The organism is Zhurongbacter thermophilus (genome assembly GCF_026184435.1).
Taxonomy (GTDB): Bacteria; Coprothermobacterota; Coprothermobacteria; order Coprothermobacterales; family JAADFF01; genus JAADFF01.
This window is the reverse complement of the sequence record NZ_CP046447.1, coordinates 346,541-370,411: the sequence shown is the minus strand read 5'-3', so window position 1 is coordinate 370,411 and position 23,871 is coordinate 346,541. Positions and strand designations below refer to the sequence as shown.

The 23,871-nt window shown below is 40.2% G+C and carries 21 protein-coding genes; 14 read left to right on the top strand and 7 right to left on the bottom strand.

Annotated features, from left to right (window positions below; all coding sequences use genetic code 11):
- Window positions 1-61: 61 nt before the first annotated feature.
- The 4 genes from GM182_RS01610 to GM182_RS01595 form a co-directional block, all read right to left on the bottom strand.
- Window positions 62-2,596, bottom strand: a complete 2,535-nt coding sequence (locus GM182_RS01610) for an ATP-dependent Clp protease ATP-binding subunit (protein WP_449186858.1) — start codon at window positions 2,594-2,596, stop codon at window positions 62-64.
- Between the two features lie 158 nt (window positions 2,597-2,754).
- The gene (locus GM182_RS01605; protein WP_449186857.1) at window positions 2,755-3,441 is read right to left on the bottom strand and encodes a hypothetical protein; all 687 of its coding nucleotides are present in this window, start codon (window positions 3,439-3,441) and stop codon (window positions 2,755-2,757) included.
- Window positions 3,434-4,816, bottom strand: a complete 1,383-nt coding sequence (locus GM182_RS01600; RefSeq protein WP_449186856.1) for a hypothetical protein — start codon at window positions 4,814-4,816, stop codon at window positions 3,434-3,436. Before GM182_RS01600 ends, GM182_RS01605 begins: the two co-directional genes overlap by 8 nt.
- Window positions 4,817-4,852: 36 nt before the next feature.
- The gene (locus tag GM182_RS01595; RefSeq protein ID WP_449186855.1) at window positions 4,853-5,299 is read right to left on the bottom strand and encodes a chemotaxis protein CheW; all 447 of its coding nucleotides are present in this window, start codon (window positions 5,297-5,299) and stop codon (window positions 4,853-4,855) included.
- Between the two features lie 86 nt (window positions 5,300-5,385).
- Here GM182_RS01595 and GM182_RS01590 point away from each other — a divergent pair, with 86 nt between their 5' ends.
- Complete coding sequence (locus GM182_RS01590; protein WP_449186854.1) at window positions 5,386-5,589, top strand: XapX domain-containing protein; 204 nt, start codon at window positions 5,386-5,388, stop codon at window positions 5,587-5,589.
- Here GM182_RS01590 and GM182_RS01585 read toward each other — a convergent pair.
- Complete coding sequence (locus GM182_RS01585; RefSeq protein WP_449186853.1) at window positions 5,575-5,910, bottom strand: metal-sulfur cluster assembly factor; 336 nt, start codon at window positions 5,908-5,910, stop codon at window positions 5,575-5,577. The two genes, GM182_RS01590 and GM182_RS01585, sit on opposite strands and share 15 nt — an antisense overlap.
- A gap of 71 nt (window positions 5,911-5,981) precedes the next feature.
- Window positions 5,982-7,376, bottom strand: a complete 1,395-nt coding sequence (locus GM182_RS01580; RefSeq protein ID WP_449186852.1) for a pyruvate carboxylase subunit B — start codon at window positions 7,374-7,376, stop codon at window positions 5,982-5,984.
- 75 nt (window positions 7,377-7,451) lie between these two features.
- Here GM182_RS01580 and GM182_RS01575 point away from each other — a divergent pair, with 75 nt between their 5' ends.
- The 13 genes from GM182_RS01575 to rd all read left to right on the top strand — a co-directional run bounded on the left by GM182_RS01575 (window position 7,452) and on the right by rd (window position 20,252).
- Window positions 7,452-8,474 (top strand): MnmA/TRMU family protein, encoded by a 1,023-nt coding sequence (locus tag GM182_RS01575; RefSeq protein WP_449186851.1) that lies wholly within the window; start codon window positions 7,452-7,454, stop codon window positions 8,472-8,474.
- Window positions 8,461-10,293: a tRNA uridine-5-carboxymethylaminomethyl(34) synthesis enzyme MnmG gene (mnmG, locus tag GM182_RS01570; protein ID WP_449186850.1), complete on the top strand. Its 1,833-nt coding sequence runs from the start codon at window positions 8,461-8,463 to the stop codon at window positions 10,291-10,293. Before GM182_RS01575 ends, mnmG begins: the two co-directional genes overlap by 14 nt.
- Before the next feature lies 1 nt (window position 10,294).
- Window positions 10,295-11,203: a type II secretion system protein gene (locus GM182_RS01565; protein WP_449186849.1), complete on the top strand. Its 909-nt coding sequence runs from the start codon at window positions 10,295-10,297 to the stop codon at window positions 11,201-11,203.
- Complete coding sequence (locus GM182_RS01560) at window positions 11,194-11,676, top strand: hypothetical protein (protein ID WP_449186848.1); 483 nt, start codon at window positions 11,194-11,196, stop codon at window positions 11,674-11,676. Before GM182_RS01565 ends, GM182_RS01560 begins: the two co-directional genes overlap by 10 nt.
- Window positions 11,673-12,596: a 3D domain-containing protein gene (locus tag GM182_RS01555; protein ID WP_449186847.1), complete on the top strand. Its 924-nt coding sequence runs from the start codon at window positions 11,673-11,675 to the stop codon at window positions 12,594-12,596. The genes GM182_RS01560 and GM182_RS01555 overlap by 4 nt, the downstream gene beginning before the upstream one ends.
- Window positions 12,596-13,435 carry a 16S rRNA (adenine(1518)-N(6)/adenine(1519)-N(6))-dimethyltransferase RsmA gene (gene rsmA / locus GM182_RS01550; protein WP_449186846.1) on the top strand — a complete coding sequence of 280 codons (840 nt, stop codon included), beginning with the start codon at window positions 12,596-12,598 and terminating at the stop codon, window positions 13,433-13,435. The genes GM182_RS01555 and rsmA overlap by 1 nt, the downstream gene beginning before the upstream one ends.
- Window positions 13,365-14,189: a 4-(cytidine 5'-diphospho)-2-C-methyl-D-erythritol kinase gene (locus GM182_RS01545; RefSeq protein ID WP_449186845.1), complete on the top strand. Its 825-nt coding sequence runs from the start codon at window positions 13,365-13,367 to the stop codon at window positions 14,187-14,189. The genes rsmA and GM182_RS01545 overlap by 71 nt, the downstream gene beginning before the upstream one ends.
- Window positions 14,137-14,874, top strand: coding sequence for a glycosyltransferase family protein (locus tag GM182_RS01540; protein ID WP_449186844.1), 738 nt, complete (start codon window positions 14,137-14,139; stop codon window positions 14,872-14,874). The genes GM182_RS01545 and GM182_RS01540 overlap by 53 nt, the downstream gene beginning before the upstream one ends.
- Complete coding sequence (locus tag GM182_RS01535; protein WP_449186843.1) at window positions 14,871-17,510, top strand: O-antigen ligase family protein; 2,640 nt, start codon at window positions 14,871-14,873, stop codon at window positions 17,508-17,510. The genes GM182_RS01540 and GM182_RS01535 overlap by 4 nt, the downstream gene beginning before the upstream one ends.
- A 47-nt stretch (window positions 17,511-17,557) precedes the next feature.
- Window positions 17,558-18,340, top strand: coding sequence for an OsmC family protein (locus GM182_RS01530; RefSeq protein ID WP_449186842.1), 783 nt, complete (start codon window positions 17,558-17,560; stop codon window positions 18,338-18,340).
- 1 nt (window position 18,341) lies between these two features.
- Window positions 18,342-18,749 carry a secondary thiamine-phosphate synthase enzyme YjbQ gene (locus tag GM182_RS01525; protein WP_449186841.1) on the top strand — a complete coding sequence of 136 codons (408 nt, stop codon included), beginning with the start codon at window positions 18,342-18,344 and terminating at the stop codon, window positions 18,747-18,749.
- A gap of 120 nt (window positions 18,750-18,869) precedes the next feature.
- Window positions 18,870-20,072 (top strand): FprA family A-type flavoprotein, encoded by a 1,203-nt coding sequence (locus GM182_RS01520; protein WP_449186840.1) that lies wholly within the window; start codon window positions 18,870-18,872, stop codon window positions 20,070-20,072.
- A gap of 18 nt (window positions 20,073-20,090) precedes the next feature.
- Complete coding sequence (rd, locus tag GM182_RS01515) at window positions 20,091-20,252, top strand: rubredoxin (protein ID WP_449186839.1); 162 nt, start codon at window positions 20,091-20,093, stop codon at window positions 20,250-20,252.
- A 69-nt stretch (window positions 20,253-20,321) separates the two neighbouring features.
- On the opposite strand, the gene GM182_RS01510 is transcribed toward rd, so the two are convergent.
- Complete coding sequence (locus tag GM182_RS01510) at window positions 20,322-23,783, bottom strand: Ig-like domain-containing protein (protein ID WP_449187265.1); 3,462 nt, start codon at window positions 23,781-23,783, stop codon at window positions 20,322-20,324.
- Between the last annotated feature and the right edge of the window lie 88 nt (window positions 23,784-23,871).

Genomic DNA, 23,871 nt, shown 5'->3' with positions numbered 1-23,871 from the left:
CCTTACCATGAAAAAAGCGGGCCCCATGATGGGCCCGCTAATCTTTTATGTTATTCAGAGTTTATTCACTCTTATCTTCTTTATGTTCTTTCTGCTCATCAGAACCACTATTTTCCTCAGATGCTTTCTTCTTCAACACTATGGTATCTGCCTCTTCATCTACATCGACGATAATAGTATCACCTGGTGCGAAGTTACCGTGCAGTATTTCTTCAGCAATTCTATTTTCAACATATCTCTGGAATATCCTTCTCAGTGGTCTGGCACCATACTCAGGATCAAAGCCCTTCTTTGCAAGCCATTCCTTAGCCCTATCTGTGAACTCGATCTCTATTCTCTGAGCCCTGAGAAGTCTCCTGAGCTTCCTCACAAAGATATCTACTATGGCCAACATCTGTTCATGGCTTAACGGATCAAATACGATGATCTCATCAATACGGTTAAGCAGCTCAGGTCTAAAGTGTCTTCTCAGCTCCTCCAGAACGAGTTCTTTAATCTTATCAAGATCCATAGATGGCTTACGGCCTTCTTTCATAGCCTTGAGATAGTCGGCAAAATAATGGCTACCAATATTAGATGTCATGATAATAACAGTATTAGAGAAGTCAACAGTACGACCTTTAGCATCAGTTAGCCTACCGTCATCAAGTATCTGCAAGAGTATATTCCATACATCAGGATGTGCCTTCTCTATCTCATCAAAGAGTATAACCCTGTATGGTCTTCTTCTGACAGGCTCTGTTAGCTGGCCACCTTCCTCATGTCCAACATAACCGGGAGGAGAACCAACAAGCCTAGATACTGTATGCTTCTCCTGGAACTCAGACATGTCAATTCTAAGGAGTGCATCCTCGTCACCAAATAGGAACTCAGCCAGTGCCTTAGCAAGCTCTGTCTTACCCACACCAGTAGGACCAAGGAACAGGAATGAACCTATTGGCCTGTGTGGATCTTTAAGCCCTGCTCTTGCCCTGCGTATAGCCTGAGCAATTGCCTCTATAGCATGATCCTGACCAACAACACGCTCATGTAGTGCCTCTTCCATTCTCAGAAGCTTCTGAATTTCTTCCTCCATCAGCTGTGTTACAGGTATACCAGTCCAATCGGCAACAACTTTAGCTACATCTTCTGCAGTAACCTGAACAGCAGACTCGGCTCTCTTCTTCTGCCACTCCTCTTTCAGCTTTTCAATCTCCTCAGCCAATCTCTCTTCTTCCTTCTTCAGATTAGCAGCACGCTCATAATCCTGAGCCTTAGCAGCGGCCTCTTTTTCTCTACGAACTTTCTCAAGCTCTTTTTCCATAGCTGAAAGGTCTTCTGGCTCGGTAAACACCTCAAGCTTTTTAGCAGCACATGCCTCATCAAGCAAATCTATAGCCTTATCAGGCAAATATCTACCCTGGATATACTTATCGGACAATGTCACAGCTGCAACAATAGCCTCATCGGTAATCTTAACTTTGTGATGTGCCTCAAATCTATCTCTTAGACCTCTAAGAATTTCAATGGCCTGCTCAGGTGTTGGCTCTGGGACAAATACCGGCTGAAGTCTTCTTTCGAGTGCCGCATCTTTTTCGATATATTTTCTGTATTCATCGAGTGTTGTAGCACCTATTAGCTGAAGCTCACCTCTGGCCAATGCAGGCTTTAGCATGTTGGCAGCATCCATAGAACCCTCTGCTGCACCAGCGCCTACGATAGTATGTATCTCATCGATAAACACTATAGTATCCTTATCTTCAATAAGCTCTTCAATAACCTTCTTTAATCTCTCTTCAAACTCACCACGATACTTGGTACCGGCAACAAGAGCCCCCATATCAAGCTGCACAATTCTCTTATTTTTCAAGATGTCAGGAACAAGACCTTCGGCAATACGCTGAGCAAGTCCCTCAACAATAGCAGTTTTACCAACACCAGGCTCACCTATCAGCACAGGGTTATTCTTTGTTCTACGAGAAAGAATCTGCATAACTCTTCTAATCTCTTTCTCTCTACCTATAACCGGGTCCAATTTACCCTCTTTGGCAAGCTCTGTTAGATCCCTGGCAAACTCTTCAAGAATGCTACCTTTTTTCTTACCTCTTTTACCTGCACCCTGTTTCTTAGAAGATGTAGGTTTTGCCCCTGTCTCTCTCAGATGCTTGACGGCAACCTCTGGAGACTCTCCTGTATAAATAAGATAGATAAGCTTCTTGAGATCCTCATAATACACACCAAGCTCAGCCATAATCTCCTGCACCAATGCATCTTCAGCAATAGCAGCAAGGAGTAAATGCTCAGTACCAACATATCCTACACCAAGGCTACCTGCCTCTTTTCTTGCCCTCTCCAATGTGCTCTTAAAGCTTGGAGAGTAAGACATTACAGATACCTCTGTTTCAGAGGTTCCAAGCTTTTCGTCTACCTTTCTAACGATGCTATCAGCATCTACATCAAACAACTTTAATACCTGGGCAGCAAAAGTATTCTCATTAGCAGCAAGTGCTATTAAAAGATGGACTGGCATTATCTGCTTATGGCCCATCTGCTTAGCCACCTTGGGTGCTGCCTCAATCGCCCAGATGGCCCCCTCAGTAAAGTCATAGTATCTCATAGATACCACCTCCCATATTTTTTCTTGTTTCTTTAACTTCACTACATATATACCTATATAGAGTGGTGTTTATTCACGAAGTTTATAGAAGATCACAACAAAAATAAAGCGGGCAGATAACCGCCCGCTAACAATATCATTCAATTATTACTGTCACATTAATCTTCAAGGCGTCTACCTGTAAATGACCAGATAAGAAGTACCACAAGCTCACTAAGCCCATAAACAACGAAAGCAAATATAAGAGCAAATATCAACATTACAAAAAGGGACTTTCCGCCAAAATACATATAAGCACCAAACAGACTATATCCAGCAACAATTAATGCCTCCGTCAGAATATCGTCTCTTCCAATAGCAAATCTTATACCACTAAATAGAACAATACCACCAAGCACATAAACGGCTATTACAGAGGAAAAGTGAAAAACGTTCATTCCCATTTTATTTTGATATAACCACATCTGATTAAATGTCAGTGCAGGAACAGTACCTCTACCACCGTATAAATGTGATATATAAGCTGTCACACCTATGATATATAATCCCAAACCAGCGATCCTTCGTGAAAGCATTTTATTAGGAGGAATAGCAAGCATAACTCCCAACGCATAAAATAATATAAACATTATAAAGTCGCTGTATATACGTAGATCAGGATCTGCCATAATAAGTAAGGTATTAGCTGTAATAAGAGAAAGAAGACCAAGATACGCATTATGATTAGGTCTCCACCAAGACGCATGAGCTGAGGAAAGATATTTTATGTGGAAAATAATAACAGGAATAAAACCCACAAAAGTAGCTATCACAGGAGCAAAAAGCATCAGCAACATCTTACTCATGATTATCACCTACCATTTCATCGGAGGAGATACGCTGTTTTTCTACAAATGACTCCCACACAGAGTACCAAATACCCAACCACATAAGGGCTATAACCACCATATTTAGTACTACTAAAGCCGAGACAGGGGTATTAACATCACCAAATGGTAATTTTATTGATAAAAGAGACAGGTTATATGGTCTCACAGGACCGTGGGTAAAACTGACAACATACAGTCCCCACCAACCTATGAATATAGAAAGGAAAGACATAATAAGGCCAGGCATCGAAGATTTTATCATGTCCTTCAGTGAAGCATTCTCCATCCACTGCAACACCATTTCATCTGTAATATTCATATCCTTCATACGTATACGTGTAAATTCACTGAGCATTGCCAACCAGAACAAGAGCATGAGCCACCAATCAAGGTGAAATCCCATACCGTATAAACTAAGCATTACCATCCATATACCCCAAAAAGCCATGCCCAATGGACCACCGGCCATATGCCACAGGGCCCAACGACTATCCATTGTAGGAGTAATTGACATGGCAATAATAAAGAGGAAAAATGCCCATACGAAAAATCCTTCAAAGTCTATTTTTCCTGTTGTAAGAGATATGGCATATATAGGAACAAGAGCATATACAGAATAAAACTTACTTAGGTTAAATGACATAACAACCAAAGCTCCCAAAACCATAAGGAATAGAATAGACAAATGGGAAAAATTATCCGGCAATGAATACGATGCGTTAACAAGAAGTCTGTAAACAAGAGCATATGCCACATATCCAAATGCAGGGCCAATAACTATATAATCTTTATCCCGAAGCCATGAAAACGGAAACACCCCAAATGCAATAAATACCAAGGCAACTGTAGCAGCTATAAATTGATATTCAGGGTGCAATGCCATCCCCTCGATCGTACTCTTAACCACACTGAAGTTATGCCATATTTGACCCTGTAACAATCCTCCCTGCTGTGCAATAGATGAAAAGAGTAAATATACCTGATACATCATAAGAAGCACTACAGGCAGCAAAACCATCAGAGCCTTTTTTATTTCCCTTTTACTGAACCATCCTTTAAATATAAACGCCGCCAATAGAGATAATACAATGTAGAAATACCATCCTAATATAGAATCTTTAAATAGGAAAGCCTGAGATATTGTAAAAAAGCCCATAACAGGAATCAAGATATCTCTATACAAGTTTTTATCTTTTCTATAGTGCATCCACAATACAGAGGCAAGTCCATATACTGTAGCCATTAGGAGACCTGCAAGAAGCATAGCAGATACTTCATATTGTGTTACCCAATAAAAAAACAAAGCTGTAGAAACAAAAAGCTCACCATAAGCAAGGACATATGCCACCATATTCCCCTCTCCCTTCGCCAAAGACAATAAAAAACACTAGATTTGAGCTAAAGCCTCTTTTTCTTCCTCTGAGAATAGCTTTTCGACATCTATCCACAGTATGAGTCTATCCTGATACTTGATGACACCTTTAAGAAACTCCCTAACCCTACCACCTATAGTATCAGGGACTTGGGAAATCATATCTGTAGAGATACGGAGCACTTCATGAACATCATTGACAATAAAGCCAGCCTTTCGATCACCAACCATGACAATTATAATCTTAGTTCCTTCGTCTATCTGTACAGGGGGCTTCCCAAAACGTTCGTTGATGTCAAAGATTGGAATAATTTCACCTCTGAGATTGATGATACCCTTAACAAATGATGGTGCATTAGGCACCTCTGTGGGTTCTATGTAACGCTGAATCTCCTGTACTTCTAAAATATCAATTGCATACTCCTTCTCTCCTAATTTAAAGACAACTACCTGTCTTTCCAAGGCCACTACCCCCTTTCATTCCCTCATATATCTATAAATATGGTATCATAGATACCCTTCAATAAACATAGAAAGGAGGAAGAAATATGAAAGAGTTCTTCATGGAACTTGCCAAATACATGGGAAGTGTAAAAGATAATCTTATGGCACTGGGGACAGGATTCGCGGTGGGAGCCATCTTTGCCCTATTGAAACTAGAGGTACCAGCTCCCACCGTCTTACCTGGCATTATGGGAATCTTAGGAATATTTTTAGGTTATATCGTTGTCAAAGCACTATTTCATGCCTAATGCTTCTTTATTAACAAAGTCAGGTGTCCACGGTGGATCAAATACAAGTTTTACATCCGCTTTGTTAATACCTTCTGTAGCCATGGCAACCATTCGAACCTGTTCAACAAGCCACTGAGACAAGGGACAACCGGGAACGGTGAGTGTCATCGTAATGGTGGCCTCGCCGTTTTCTTTATCAAGCTCGATGTTGTATATAAGCCCAAGATCTACTATGTTGAGACCTATTTCTGGATCAACAACCTGTCTAAGCCTTGTCAGCAAATTCTTGATATCAGGATCTTCCACTTTTTCTGGATACATTGGTCTAAAATCTGACATAATGTTCACCTCCATAAACTTCTCTATAGCTTATTGTATCATAGCCAGATACATTTGTGTATATGCATTAACTATGGGACAGGATATACGACAACATCTTCATCATATATAACAAGCTCCTCATCAACACCGTACTTTTTCATGGCTCTTCTCCTTAAATACTCTAAACCTTGCTCGGGAAATAGTGCAACAATAAGTAAATCTTCATCACTCTCTATATAAGGAGCTCCCAGTTTTCGTGCCTTTGGTAGCTCTGGTTCAAGAAGATCCGCTGGTCTTACATCTATTGGCTTCTCATCACCCAGTACCTTCTGGACAAGCTCCGGATTTATAGGAGCTGGAGGTTTACCATAGAGTCCTTTAATATAGTTTTCTAGTTCCTTAGTAATCATTGCATATCGTTCACCCTTGAGAACATTCAAAACAGCTTGAGTTCCTACGATCTGGCTCATAGGTGTAACCAGCGGAGGATAACCCAAGTCTTTCCTTACACGAGGCACCTCTTCAAGCACCTCTTCCAGCTTATCTTCTGCATTCATAGCCTTTAGCTGGGCTATGAGATTGGAAAGCATACCCCCAGGCACCTGATGCTTTAGTACCATCGGATCCATCATGTATACCTTAGCAGGGGGATTATGCTTCTGGACAATTTCCTTGATAATCTTTGATGCCTCATGTATAGCTTCTATATTGATGTCAAGCTCTATATCTGCATCTTTCAGCATATAGTAAAGCGTCTGAATGGAAGGCTGAGCTGTTCCCATAGCCAGAGGCGATACACCAGTATCAACAATATCAACATTCCCAGAAACAACAGCTTCATAGATAAGAGTTGGTCCTACCCCACCTGTAGAATGTGTATGAAGTTCAACAGGAAGATCTGTAGCTTCCTTGATAGCTCGGGCTAGCTGTATTCCCTGTCTGGGCAGCAAGATACCTGCCATATCTTTTATGGCTATAGAATCAGCTCCCAGTTTCTTGACTTTTTCTGCAAGAGAAACATAGTAATCTATCGTATGAACAGGAGACACTGTATATGATAAGGCTACTTGGACATGCATACCCTCATCTTTGGCAACTTCTATAGATTTTTCCATATTTCTCACATCATTGAGGGCATCAAAGATTCTAACAATATCCATACCATGCTTCTTAACGGTCTTTATAAAGAGCTCTACAACATCGTCTGCATAATGGCGATATCCCACAAGATTTTGCCCCCTTAGGAGCATCTGTATCTTTGTATTTTTCAGAGCAGAGCGTATGGCATCAAGTCTTTCCCATGGGTTTTCACCAAGATACCTCAGCGGTGCATCAAATGTAGCTCCTCCCCATACTTCCATAGAATAAAAGCCAGCTTTATCAAGTATTGGAGCCACCTCCATGATTTCGTCTGTTGTCATACGTGTTGCCAACAGTGATTGCTGTCCATCTCGTAGTGTCGTATCTACAATCTTTATATCCATAAGGCATCACCCCTTTGTTCACATACCATAACAACTTGTATTGTATGATTATTCTAACAAGGAGGGCTGATGTCGGTGAGCAAAACAGTTGCATTGGGAATATCAGGTGGAGTAGATTCATCTGTTGCTGCATATCTCTTAAAAAAGATGGGGTACAATGTTATAGGGATATTCCTGGAATTAGGACATCCTATGCCAAAACACCTTCCACTTGTTATGGAAAAACTGGGTATAACATGGATAAAAATGCCACTGACTATATCTTTTTCTAAGACAGTAATTGAAAAAACCCTGCAAATGTACAAAGAAGGATACACACCCAATCCATGCACAATATGTAACCGAGATGCCAAGATGAAAGGACTATACGAAGCAATGAAAAACCTCGGCGCCGACTACATGGCAACAGGGCACTATAGTCAAGTAGCCCATAAAACACCCTATGGCAATGCCCTATTAAAAAAAGACTCCGACAATCCCAAAGATCAAACATATTTTCTTGCCCTCATTGATAGGAATATCGTTAAACACCTCATATTCCCTTTAAATGGTATGAAAAAGGAAGAGATATATGCCATTGCAGAAGATATAGGTATTCTTCCACTCATAGGCAAAAAAGAAAGTCAGGATATATGCTTTTCCAAGAAGATGTCAGACTTTCTGAAACATCACTTAGGGGAGAAAAGCGGTAAAGTTGTGCTATACCCAGAAAACATTGTCGTTGGTCATCATCGTGGAACTCACCTATATACCGTGGGAGAAAAACTGGGAGCCCATCCCAAGACACACGAAAGGTTATACGTCATAAAGAAAAAAGACAACACGCTCTATGTCGCCCCTAAAACATATCTTTTAAAGACCACTGTAAAACTCTTTGACATCAACATGTTTGTAGACAACCTTCCTATGGAAGGCCTTTTACTACAGACAAGATACCGGGGACCACTGGCAGAGATAAAGTATATAGATGGTAATATAGTAAAATTAGAAAACGGCATTCAGGCAACTCCTGGCCAGATTGGCGCTGTATTTGACAGAGAAGGACACCTACTTATGGGAGGCATCATAGAGGGAGGAGATAACCTTGAGAACATTTGATGTTATCGTTGTCGGTGGAGGTCATGCCGGTGTAGAAGCGGCACAGGTGGCAGCACGCATGGGAATGAAAACGGCTCTCGTTACGGGCTTTGTAGATACCATTGCCATACCCCCTTGTAATCCTGCTATAGGAGGACCCGGTAAAACACAGCTTGTCATGGAAATAGATGCCCTCGGTGGACTTATGGGAAGGGTTACAAATGAGTCGTACATACAAGCGCGTGTACTTAATAAAGGAAAGGGACCAGCTGTATGGTCTCAAAGGGCACAGATAGATAAAGATATATACCCCGCAAATATGAGAAAAAGACTCATGAACACAAACAACCTCGAGATTATACAGGGCTTGGCTGTAGACCTGCTTACAGAAAACAACCGAGTTGTAGGCGTAAAACTGGAATATGGTGATGAAATACTGGCAAAGGCAACAGTATTGACAACCGGCACATTTATGAAAGGAAAAATATATATATCTGCTTGGTCGAAAGAGGCAGGTAGATGGGGAGAGTTTCCATCATACGGAATATCTGATGCCCTGAAAAGACTGGGACTCCAGATACTAAGGTTCAATACAGGAACAACACCAAGGCTAGATGGTCGCACTATAGACTGGGATAGGCTGGAAATCCAGCCTGGAGAAGAAGGTATCACATTTTCATTCTTTGAAGCCCCTAATCCACCGGGATATAAACCTGTGTATATAACCCGCACAACAAAGCGCACCATGGACATTGTGCGTATGCACATACACCTAACAGCATCCCGTGCTTCCGATATGGTCAAGATAGGCCCTCGATATTGTCCATCCATCGAGGAAAAGGCCGTATGGTTCCCAGATAGAAATAGCCACATCATATTCTTGGAACCTGTTGGTCTGAATACCGAAGAGATATATCCTAACGGGCTTGCCATATCGCTACCTGTTGAAATCCAAGAACTCGTTGTGCGCAGTATACCAGGACTTGAAGATGCAGAGATTGTTAGACCGGGATATACTATAGATTATGATCTTATTGCCCCGCACCAGCTTCATCCATCTATGAAAGTTAAAGGTATAGAAGGATTATTTTCAGCTGGCCAAATCAATGGAACAACAGGATATGAAGAGGCCGCGGCACAGGGCATTATTGCCGGTATCAATGCTGCATTGTACGTCAGGGGAGAAAAACCACTTGTACTATCCCGCGAGGATGCATATATCGGTGTGCTTATCGACGAACTTACAACTCATCCTATAAGAGAACCCTATAGAATGCTAACATCACGCTCCGAATATCGCCTTGTGCTGAGACAAGACAATGCTGCATTTAGGCTATCGAGAATAGCCTATGAGTTGGGAATACTGACAGAAGATGAGTTTAAACTTGTCAAAGAAAGACAAGAGCTTATAGAAAAGGCAAAAGAAAAACTGAAAAAAACATACCTGAACAAAGAGCATTTTGACTTTCTCAAAGGAAAAACCTCGGCCTATCAAGTGCTTAAAAGACCTGAGGTACACGCCGATGACCTTATAGAGTATGTGCCAGAAATATCCCACCTTGACAATCAGGGCAAACTGACGCTAGAAATAGATGTCAAATACGAAGGATACATCAAGAGGGACCTTAGCCTTATTAATGAAGCAAAAAAACTCAGCCAACTTGAGATACCAGAAGATATAAACTACGATGAGGTACCCAACCTTTCACGAGAAGGTAGAGACTATCTAAAGGAATTTAAACCTGCAACCCTGGGACAGGCTAGCCAGATTCCAGGGGTATCCAGCGGGGATGTCGTTGCCCTGATGTTATATTTAAAGAGGATTAAGGGGCTGGAATAGTATGAAAAATAGCGGCTACACACTCATTGAACTATTGGTAGTGATTATTATAGTTTCCATACTAACCATTGCACTTGTACCAATGACAATAAGCTTACTAAAAACTACTTTCATTGAAACCCCATCCGCTACGAGCAAAGCAGAAGCCACATACTTAGCAAATAGCCGATTCATCGACGCCCTATATCCTATGAAATTTGCCGTATGTACACAAACAGATGAAGATAGAAATTCAACTAACATATCTCACTTATCCATCTATACCGCTACGTCTTTTAGCACTTCTGAAGATATAACAAGACAACTCTCTCTCAAGCAATTATCTATAACAAACGAAAACACCTATATAGCCCTAGAAGATGGGAGGATATATCCCGATATACCAGGTGTTCATATTGAGAGTATAAAACTATTTTACGGAGACAAAACCTTTAGCAATGTTCAGGCAGATTACAAACCCTTTTCCAACCTCACTATTGCATATACAGCTACTATCCAAGATAATCAAACAATATCTGGTACCGTTGGTATGACAAAATTAACAGCACCTTTTGCCCTACCTATTGCATGCTTTGATGAAAATACCATTAGCGCCACACAGGGGAAAATCATATACCTTTACTTCACACAACCTATAAAAGACAAATCTAATATTAGCAATCCAGACGAGTACCTTGATATCAACTGTGGTGGGTATCCTACAACAATAAATAGTGGCTTATTAGTAAATAACAATCCTTCTATCTTACAGCTGTCTGTATCGATAAACAGTCAAGTGTCCCCTTCTATCTGTACAATAACATTCAAAGACTCAGATATCATAGAAAGCTATGACGGGTACACCATGCAAGACTTTCAAAATATAACAGGTATTAGCCCTTACATTGAGGTGACAGGAGCATGTCCATAAAAAATCAGAAGGGTTCAACTCTTATTATTACATTAATAATCATATTTATACTCGGGCTTCTATCAGCAATATTACTTGACTATGTGGTACAAGAAAACAAACTCAATATCTCGGTGAGAACATCGACCCTCCTTATGCAAGATATAGAATCCGCTGTAGAGTATGGAGTTGTTTGGACATCGGCTAATTACTACCCAAACATAATATCCGAAACATCAACAACGCTACCCAACGGGCACACTGCCAAAATACAAGTAGAACAATTAAACACAAGCTACATGAACGGAGTAGCTATAGTAAAACTCACCATACTTCTACCAAGGGAGGCCAATTCTACAGTAGATGCCAGTCATGTGGCAGAAGCATTCGTATATGTTATGACACTGGTAGATGAAAATGTAGGCGGTGTTCATGTGGGTATAAATCCATCACCATATCCTGTATATCTCATAAGATGGAGGATATTAAGGTGAACATAGCTCGTAGTGTATTAAGGATTCTCATCATTATCTTTACAGCATGGGCCATATTATTTGGCGTGTTAAATACCCGCTTTTACTGTGCTATAACACTAGATGGCATAAAGAGCGGATATGTATTTGCAAGAACAGAAGAAGAATTTATAGAAAAAACGGGACTCCCCATAAACACCATAGACTCATGCCCAATTATGTACGATACAGAAGTTAAAGAATACAAGATCGAAACAAAGGAAGATGCAGTACACGTTCTTACATCTCCAGGTAGCAGCACAAAGACACTACTTAGCATTGCAGGCATAGATATAAACCCACTGGATAAGATTTTCTGGAAAAACAATAAAACACTATTTGTTAGTAAAGGGTGGATACAAAAAAAAGCCAAACTTATACCTCTGGCCCCACTGATATGGAAGCAAGTTGTATACTACGACAAAAATCTACCACCGGGCAAAGTCATTAGGCTACAGAAAGCTGAAGGCGGACTAATGGAAATAGTGACATATAAGTACATACTTGATGATAAAGTTATCAAGACATGGACAGAAAAGAAGATCATTAAAAAACCTACACCATGGATATTCAAAAGCGGTCCTCACATTTACAATGGACCCTACATCAAGAAATTTATTGCACTTATAACAGCATATTCTCCAGAAGATCCCGGTGTCGACTGGGTTACTGCAACAGGAGACAGGGCAAGAAAAGGAGTTGTTGCAGTAGATCCTAGACTTATTCCACTTCACAGCAAGCTGTATATAGAGGGTTATGGCAACGGTGACGCAGTCGATGTTGGAGGTTGGATTAAGTACTACCACATTGATGTATTCTTCCCCACCAAAGCCGAAGCTCTAAAATGGGGTAAACGATACAAGTGGGTTTACATCATACAGTATCCGGGGGAAAAGAAATAATGTATGAGATAAGAGAGAAATACAAACACCTCATACCCAAGCCAAAGAAAGGATTGGGACAACATTTTCTAAAAGACCACTCCGTATCTCGAAGAATAGCAGATTATGTGTGGAAAGATGGTCCTGATTATATCTTGGAAATAGGACCTGGAGCAGGAGACCTAACATTTGCCCTACTGGAAAAAGGACCTGTTGTAGCTGTAGAGATAGATAACCGACTAAAACCTTTCTGGGAGACGGTCATAAAAGATGTCCCCCATCTCACCATTATATGGGCTGATTTTCTTAAACTGCGAGAAGATGATATACCTACTGGTACATACAACACAACTGGCAATTTACCTTACATGATAGGCACCACTATTATCACTCATCTTGTTAAGTACTTTCCTTCTTGGAAACTAGGAGCTTTCATGCTTCAAAAAGAGGTAGCAAGACGCATAAAAGCTCAAAAGGGCAAAGAAAAATCTTCTCTCAGCATATGGATGCAAACATACACAGAAATAGTATCTTCATTTCTTGTGAAACCAGGAGCATTTTCTCCTCCACCTAAGGTTATGTCAGAAGTCATCTTCTTAAAGAGAAGAGAAACACCTTTATGCAATATAGATTATGACAAGTGGGAAAAATTCCTTAAAGGGGTATTTAGGCAAAAACGAAAAACTCTTGCCAACAACTTGAGAAATATGGGGTATTCTAAACAATGTATAGAGCATATATTGAATGTTGTTGGACTGAAACCTACCATTCGTGGTGAGGAGGTGAGCGTTGAAACACTGTGCCATGTTTACACACTGCTTTCTACTGAAAACATATGCAAAAATCAATATCACACTTGATGTTGTAGGTATCAGAGACGATGGCATGCATCTGTTGAAGAGTATCGTGTCGTTCATTAACGTATTTGACACAATGCTAATAAACGTAGGAGAAGATGGTCCAATCACATTTTTCCCCTCACCTATAGAGAATTCCACAGTACATAAACTCAAGGCTTTGACAGGTATACCATTTAGCGCCATTATCTATAAACATATTCCCATAGGTCGAGGACTAGGAGGCTCAAGCAGTAATGCAGGAGGTCTACTAGGGGCATTTGTCAAATTAGGACTACTAGATAAGGGAGAGGCTATAGCCATAGCTCCCAATATAGGGGCTGATGTCAGCATGTATCTCTACAAAAGCCCACTCCTTATGGAGGGAACAGGTGAAAAAATAACACCTCTCTATAATATTAATGTTCCTTCTACCCTCTATCTAGTAGTACCAGACTTTTCATCGCCTACTCCCATGATATATAAAGCATGGGATGAAAAACCATTTTACTCCAACTATTCAGACATGTATGTTCAGAATGGCACCATGGGCAACGGACTTACTGAGGCATTTCAACGGGTCTTTGGCATTCCTATAGGAAAAGGTATGCATCTCACAGGTAGCGGCAGCAGCATGTTTAGCTTATCTCCACCAACCCAAATACCAAAACATTGGGATATCATAGAAATAAGCACACGAAAAACAGGATGGGAGATGATGCCATATGAATGTAAAAATATACATACTGGCAGGGGGAGATCAAGAAGAATGGTGTGAAGATTTCGGGGTAGGATACAAGGCACTACTACCCTGGTCAGGCACAACTATTATTCAGCATATGGTCAATAATATTAAAAAAGACTTAGATGTACCTATTACCGTTATAGGCAGAACTGAGTGGCCAATAGATACCGTTGAGGGAGCTACATTGCTGAAAATCGACAGTAGCAGCATTATGGATACTATATCTGTCATACAACCTGATACAGACTATGTGTTACTTCTCACAGGAGATAGCCCACTTGTTAGGGGGAAAGACTTAATACCATTTATAGAAACCCCAAGCGAACTCGTGGCTGGCGTCATCTATAAAGAGGACTTTGAAAAAATGTTTCCTGGATGGCACAAAACCTTTATTCCACTGAAAGATGGAAAAATTAAATTAGCGGGAGCTGCCCTTATAAGCAAAGACAAATGGCAAACAGTGATAGATGAAGGAACAAAATATTACAACTACCGTAAAAATCCTTTTATGATTGTATGGAAAATGGGTATTTCACTGTTTGCTAAATTAATAACAGGTCAGTTATCTATAAACGATGTGATAAAATGGGTGGGCAAAAAATTCGGTGTCAAAGCAACAGCGGTAACGGTTAGTCCCGTCATGGGAGCGGATGTGGATAAGAAATCAGATTACTTAATGTTAAAACTATTCGAAACATTGGGGAGGGAAAAACAATGAAGGAAGAACTAACCATTCCAAAATCACAGAGGAATCTTTTACTATGGCTTTACGTACTCTTAGTAGTTATTCCACCAGTAGCATTCTATAGGGGTATTTATAGGGCATTTGATATTGTCAAGAGTGCCACTTTTATCTGGCTATTTACAATTATCGGCACAATTATTGCAGTTCTTGTAGCCCTATATCCTGGTGAAACAAAAAAATTAAAAAACCCTATAGCCTACACAGTGTTAGCATTTGATGTGGCCATTGTCTTATCTACCATATTCTCGCTAAACCCCAATGTTTCCTTCTGGGGTGTGTACGAAAGACAATTAGGTCTTATTGTTTTTCTTCCCATCACATGGATGGCATTTCTTACCATGATTGTTGTCTACAACAGAAAATCTCTGGAATTCTTATATGATGTACTCATCTACTTCGGCACATTTAACGCTTTGTACGGCATCCTACAAATGCTTGGTGCTGATCCATTCTGGGGTAGTGGTGCATTTGGCCATAGGGCCTTTGGCTTTCAGGGTAATCCAGATTTCTTCGGTCCCATGCTCGTTTTAACAGCATTTCTCACACTAGCCCGTTCTTATTCTTATCTTGTAAATAACAACAAAAACGGGGCAATCATTTACTTCTCCATGTTTGTTGCCCAGCTTATTGCAGTTATAGGCTCCATGACCCGTGGCGCATGGGTTGGCTTTTTCGTCGGTATTATCGCATGGATCATAGTAACCGGTATGGTTATTACAGGAAAAAACAAGAAAATCTTCATAAGGGTTGTATCCATAGCCCTAATTGTTGGTATTGTCTTGTTTATAGCAACAGGTCTTCTTCTCGGCAATAAATTTCCCGTCTTCAGCAGACTAAAAACAATATTCGTGTGGCACGACTCACATGGAAGACCTATTCCCCGTCTCATACTATGGAGAGACACTATGACACTTATTAAAGACAATATGAAACACGGTAGGTTAACAGGTGTCGGCATAGAGGTATTCAGAAGAAACTTTATGCCATACAAAAGCCTTGAACTTAGTCAATCTGAACCCAAGGTTAACTACGATGACCCGCACAACAACTACCTCAGTGTGTGGGCTAAAACAGGTATCATTGGTATACTGGCATATCTTTCAATGTTCCTAGCCGCCTTGTGGATGGCGTATCGATATTTAAGAACTGAACCTAGTGAACAGTATCGCATTATTATGGCAGGATTGGTAGCATCACTGCTCGGATATGCCGCCAACCTCCTGACAATATTTGACACACTATCCACTGCCCTATTCTTCTACATCTTCCTCGGTATCATTGCAGCAACATACTACCTAGAAGATGTACCCGAAGCAGAAAGAGAAAAAGAATCTATCAATCTGCCTATTGCTAAAGGTATTGCTCTTATCATGGTTATCGCATTTGTGTTCGTAGGTGTATTAGGTAGCTACAATTATGTCAATTTATGGAAAGCAGACGGATATTTTAGAACGGGTATAAGCTACCTTAACGCATCACAATCGGGAGGTAAAATCAACCCACAGTTTTTGCAAACAGCAATAGAATACCTTAGTAAAGCATATAATACATATCCAGGAGAATCATATTACAGCCTCAATCTGGCAAAAGCATATGGATCTGCTGCATATGTCCTTAAAATGCAGGGCAAAACAGTAGATGCTGAAAAAACGTATGATGTAGCCAAGGAAATTGCACTTAGCCACGAAAAAGACACATGGTCTCCGGAAAATCTCTACATGATATTAGGTTTTAATGCCTATTATATGGATAAACTAAATGAATCTGTCAAGTACATGGAAGATATATTCAAATGGGATCACTGGTTCTTTGGAGCACACGTATCTACATCCCAAATCTTCCATATAAAATGGCAGAGAGAACACCAACTTTCTGATCTTGAGTCCTCATGGAAACATGCTAACATAGCTCGCATTGTCTTAAGATTCTATCCAACATATGGACTCAACGGATTCCAACTAACATACCAAGAGGGATACTCACTACTAACGGAATATCTCAAAACAGCAACATCTACAAATCAGTTCAACAACGTGCTCAAATCATCTCTCGATGCTCTTCTTGTCTATAGTGGATACAAGAACCCTGGTCAATACCCCGAACTTTATAAGAATCTTGTAGGAACATTGTCAGCATCTGGTAAATTGACAAGCACCGATGATATACAGCCCCGCATAGATGTTATTACAGCACTAGCACAATATCAGCAAGCCAGAGATATTATTGAGAATATTAAAAAGCAGGTTATTGAAGAGAAGACAAGAAGTATAGAAGACGCTAAACAAAAACAAGCTATTATAGAGGACATCAATACTAATCTTCTAAAATATCTAAGCAATGAGCAAAAAGAACAGGTTGTAAATGCCGTCAAGCAAATAAAGACTGCTTTGCAAAGCCTGAAAAATATTCATGTACCTGAGAACTTTAAACTTACAGATGACTCTTCACTCTCCACAAGACTAAAGACATTTATTGGATACATAGAAAGCTATCTCAATAAATTGGGAAGCTTTACCCAATCTATACAGGCTGAAAATATTACACCAAATCAAGTCAGCACCTCAACAAACATCACAACTTCCACACAGGCTACAACAGGAACCAAGTAAGGCCATGCTAAAATAAACATACAAACCAATAGCAGGGAGGGAGTATTATGGAGATAAAGGCAACAATAACACAGGTCGAGGGACTCCAGCTTGTGGGAACAGCCAGAAAAACATCCATTATACTGGATACAACTCCAAAAGTTCATGGAAAAGATGCCGGTATGACACCTAAGCCACTAACTGTTGTCAGCATTTTGACAGAACTGCTTCACAGAATATGGAAGGAATGCGGAAAGGCATTCAAGGTATACACAGATTATACTCTGGCCACAGAACACCCTAAGAGATTTGTAAAAATACATTACTACTTTATTGCACCCGAAGAATGCAAAGAGTCGATTACTAAACATGTAGACAGAAACCTATCCCCTATATTAAAGAGTCTAAAAGAGGATATCGAAATATCATATGAATTCACCGATACACTAGCAGAAATAGAAGAGGAAAAAATCTTTTCTATTCAAACATGTGATGGCTACAGCATTCATTTCCTAAGGAACAATGTTATCACCGGTGACGTTGGTGGAAAATGGGGTATGACACCGTATGAAATATTCCTACTCTCCCTTGGCGGTTGTACCGGTATGGACTCAATATCCATTCTTATCAAGATGAAACAAGACCTTAAACGCTACAGAATGGAAATACTGGGAGAAGTGGATGACAACACCGGTGTGTTCACCAAACTACATGTCAAATACATTGCAGAAGGTAATGTAGATGAGGCAAAGCTGAAAAAATCTATTGACCTTTCCCGTGAAAGATATTGTGGTGTTCAAGCTTCAATCAGAGAGAACATACCGGTAACATACGAATACGAGGTGAGGTAATATGCCATTTTTTTATCCTATAGAAATATTGACAAGACAACACGAAGAGTGTATTGAAATTACTGCGGAGGTAGCCGAAAAGGTGAAACTTAGCGGTGTTGAAAATGGTGTTGCTATTGTCTATGTACCACATACAACAGCAGGTGTAGCTATCAATGAGCATGCTGATCCATCTGTTATGCAGGATGTTAGAAAAATGCTTGGTCTTCTCATACCATGGGACCATGACATTTACTCACATATGGAGGGAAACAGCGCAGCTCATATTAAGGCGGTCCTTACAGGAAGCTCAGTCAATGTCATCATTAAAGATGGCAAACTTGTACTGGGCACATGGCAAGGAATATTTTTCTGTGAATTTGATGGTCCAAGAAGAAGAAAAGTATATGTTCAAATAATAAGAGAATAAGACCCTGTATTGAAAGAATATTACAAGGGCAGGTGAGTACACCTGCCCTTTATCTTTTTTAACCCCTATAATTGTTTAATATGCTAAACTAATAATAGAAAAATATAGGAGGCGGAATATATGGGATATAAAGAAATCAAACCAGACATATACTGGGTAGGAGCAATAGACTGGGACAGACGCATATTCGATGAGCTTGTTTCTACACCTCATGGAACAAGCTACAACGCATATCTTATCAAAGATGAAAAAACAGTGCTCATCGATACCGTTGAACCGTATCTTAAGGATATACTTCTAACAAATATTAAAGATGCCGGTGTAGAAAAACTGGACTATATTATATCTAACCACGCAGAACAAGATCATTCTGGAACAATACCCACATTACTACAAATGTTTCCGGATGCTAAAGTTATCACAAATCCCAAGTGTAAAGAACTCCTCATAGAGCATCTTGAAATTCCAGAAGATAAAATTATCACTGTGGAAGATAAAGAAACAATATCAATAGGCAAACGTACTCTACAATTCTTCTATACACCTTGGGTGCACTGGCCCGAAACAATGTCAACATACATTCCTGAAGATGACATAATATTTACCTGTGACCTTTTCGGGGCTCACCTTGCCACAAGTGAGATATTCTCATCTGACAACTGGGCCGAGGTAGAAATAGAAGTCAAACGCTACTATGCAGAGATTATGATGCCCTTCCGTATGCATATACGGAGATATATTAAGCTTATGAAGGATTTGAAAGTAGATATGATAGCACCGAGCCACGGCCCTGTACATAACACTGTAGAGCAGGTACTGAAAACATACGAAGTATGGGTATCAGATACAGTAAAGGACATGGTTATTATAGCTTATGTATCTATGCACGGAAGTACATACGAAGCTGTCAGAGTACTTGAAAGAGAACTTTTACGAAGAAATGTTGATGTCAAGGTTTTCAATCTTACCAAAACCGACCCGGGAGAATTTGCTATGGCTCTTGTTGATGCCGCAACGATAGTATTTGCAACACCAACAGTACTTGCATCAGCTCACCCCTCCATTATCTACTTTGCCCATCTTGTAAGAGCACTTAGACCTAAGGCCAAAAACTTGGCAATCATAAATTCTTATGGCTGGGGAGGCATGACAATCAAACAGATAGAAGATATCCTCGGTATATTAAAACTCAACAAACTATCATATGTGTCTTTCAAGGGCAAAATCAAAGAAAAAGTTATAAATGAGATTGTTAACTTGGCAGATGAAATAGAAGAAGCTACACAGCAAACTGTTAAAACCTGTCCAGAAACAGGTTGCTAATAAAAGGAGGTGCGAAATATGAAAAAGTATGTATGCAAAGTATGCGGTTACATCTATGACCCATCTGAAGGCGATCCTGGCGCTGGAATTCCCGCAGGAACATCATTTGAGGAACTTCCTGAAGACTGGGTATGCCCCGTTTGTGGGGTAGGAAAAGATATGTTTGAACCTGCCGAATAAGAGCAACAGATAAAATAAACAGGGGGACACAAGATGTGTCCCCCTGTTTGGCAGAAACCCCTTTACAACTTATTTGTCTGTAAGCACACTCAGTGTAAAGTCGCTACCACCACTATAAGACTTAACCACTATCGTATACGTTCCAGCACTGAGATTAAGATTCAATGTTTCCCAGTGATATTTTCCATACTCAGACTTGGCAACCAAGTTACCAGAAGAATCGTAGACATAAAGATCAAGATCTACATCGCTGTCTCCCCAATCGAGATATATATCTGTAATACCTTTAAGATTTAGAGTGTAAGTTTTTGAACCACCATCTGTAACACTACCTGATATTGTTTTAAATACCTGCTTTGCCGTATCAATCTTGTTATCAACATAGATGATATAGTAGCCATAGCCCGAATAGTTATAAGCTTTGATCTTATATACTCCGGGTGATAATGTATAAGTGATGGACTCTGCTTCTCCCTTACCATTTTCAGATTTGGCAAGGACAGTACCAGAACTATTCATAAGATAGATATCCATATCCAGTGTGCTTTCCATGTAAGCTTTAATTGTTATCTCTGTTTGCGTTGTTATGTTGATATAGTAATACTTTGTATCACCAGAAGATGAGAATTTACCGAAATAGCCTCTTTCGGCAGTAGCAGTTGCAGCAGCAGGGGGCTCTTCAGAAGAATTCTTTACAGTAATTGTTATCTCTTCAGATGTACCTACATTACCGGCAGCATCGTAGGCCTTAGCAAGAAGTTTATGGGTACCATCACTAAGAGATGTTGTATCAAGTGAGAATGTATACGGAGCAGATGTATCCTCAGACACCTTACTGCCATCTACATATAATTCAACCTTAGACACACCAGAAGAATCGTCGGATGCCGAAACCTCGACAGTAATCTTTCCAGAAACTGTATCTCCATTCTTTGGAGAGGTAATAGATACAGACGGCGCTGTAGTATCAGATGAACCATGTTTAACGGTAATGGTAATTTCAGCTTGCGACTTCTGATCTGCTGTGTCATAGGCAACAGCTATTAGCTTGTAATCACCTTCACTGGCATTAGATGCATCAAGAGTTATTGTATATGGTGCTTCTGTCCATGTCTTGATAGGATCTCCATCTGTGCTGTTGACATACAGCTCTACTTTGGATACACCTTTATCATCAGATGCATTGATCTCTACATCAAATGTCTTATCTACCACCGCCCCATTCTCAGGCTTGGCAAAGCTTACACTTGGTGGATTGTCTGTCTCCTGCTGGTGTTTAACGGTAATGGTAATCTCAGCTTGCGACTTCTGATCTGCTGTGTCATAGGCAACAGCTATTAGCTTGTAATCACCTTCACTGGCATTAGATGCATCAAGAGTTATTGTATATGGTGCTTCTGTCCATGTCTTGATAGGATCTCCATCTGTGCTGTTGACATACAGCTCTACTTTGGATACACCTTTATCATCAGATGCATTGATCTCTACATCAAATGTCTTATCTACCACTGCCCCATTCTCAGGCTTGGCAAAGCTTACACTTGGTGGATTGTCTGTCTCCTCACTACCACCACCAGAAGTCGCTCCACCGGAGAAAACTACAACAGAAAAAGGTTGTGGACCATCTGGTACATTATAGCCTTTAACCTTAATGGTATATGTTCCCTTCTGAGGAGAAGAGATATATACAACCTCAACGTTATTTTTTCTATCTGCAGAAGAATAAAGCATATGATTACCATAATAGGAAGAGCCAGATGGAGTTGTTACTGTAAGATCAAGGTCATTTACAAGATAAGAAGATGCTTGTGGAGAACCAGGATAGTCTCTCCAGACAAGGACAACTTTTACAGGTTTAGAAGTATCATTAACATCAAATGTATACGTCCAACTATCACCTGTACTAAGAGATTTTGTCTGGGCTTCGTCAAGAAGAATAAGGCTACCATTCATAATATTATTCATATCAACTTCGCCCCATCCATAGTCAGCAGACACAATTGCATCACCAAGTGGTCTAGCTGTTGCTATAAGGAGGGCCTTTATAAGGGAAGAGGAGGGATCGTCATAATTTTTAGCCTTCTGAAGCCACTGTCTCACAATAGCAGTAAAACCTGCAGTAATAGGTGTGGCCATAGAAGTACCACCCATATATGCATAGTACTGGTTGTAATTACCCCAGAAATGGTCATCTGGAGCAAGTGAAGAGCGAGTAGATAGAATCCAGGTACCAGGTGCTACAACGTCAGGTTTAATACGGCCATCAGAGGTCCAACCACGAGAAGAAAATAATGCTATATCATTAGGGTTATCAGCATAAGAACCTTTATCAGGTCTATAGTTTTCAGCAGCACCAACAGTAATACAGTTCTTAGCAGTAGATGGTGGAGTAACAGTATTATACTCAACCTGTCCATCTCTATCATAATCACCGTCATTACCTGCTGCAAAGAGAATGGTCATGTCTGGATGATTCCACATAAATTCATCCACCTGAGAAGACTGTGTATCGTACTTATTCTGACAATACTGATATGGACATCCCCAAGAATTTGTATGAATACGAGCACCATCATCATATGCTACCTTGAATGCATCATTAAGATCATCTGGTAAACCGCCCAGGCCACCATTAGAATCAAGAACAGATTGGAAGACAATCTTGGCGCCGTAAGCCATACCTTTTATCTTGCCATCAGATGCAGCACCTGTACCAACTACAGAGCCGGCAACATGTGTTCCGTGTCCATTAGGATCAGACCAATCATTAGATCTACCATATGCATAAGCTTTAAGTAGTCTATCTTTAAGATCTGGATGAAGTGTAGAAGCATTACCCGTATCGAGACCTGTATCCATAATACCAACAATCTGATTTTCTCCGTGATAACCATAATCTGTCCATGCTACAGGGTTAACCTTGATAAGCTTTGCTGCCTCATCATTAAATATGACATTCTGAGGCTTCATATCTATCCAGTAAACGGGTTCCCCATAGAGCTGCTCGACCATTTCTATCATCTCTTCGATCATGTCATCGAAATCAGTAATACCCATAGAAGAAAGAATCTGTTGAATTTGTAAAAGATCACCGATAGGACCATATGCAACAACCTTGTCATACTCTCCAGATTTTATAGCCTGCATAGCTTCTGGAGAAATACGATACTTTGCCCTATATTCATAGACATTGCTAACAAAACTCAACTGTAAAGCTTTTTGCATCTGAGCTTTTGTGCCTTTAACGACAAATGCAAAGTCTGGAATATAATCGCCAATCTGGATACCAAGATCCTTAATAGCTTGCTTATATTCAGGTTTAACAGGACCAGTAAACTGAAGAATATAAAGACGAGATCCAGTAGTACCATAAGTACTTGCCGCGGAAAGTTTTGGTGGTATTCCTGTTCTTAGTTTTAGGGCTGGTCCAGCCTGGGTTGTTTGCTCAGCCCTGACCATAGGGGGAACAAAACTCATGCCCATAAAGAGCATCGAGAGGGAAATGATAATAACCAAAAACTTCTTCAACATGCTCAACTCAACACACCTCCTAAAAACAAATATATTGCATATCTAAATATTACAACTGCAACCATATTCACTGAAGCAATATTCTTCC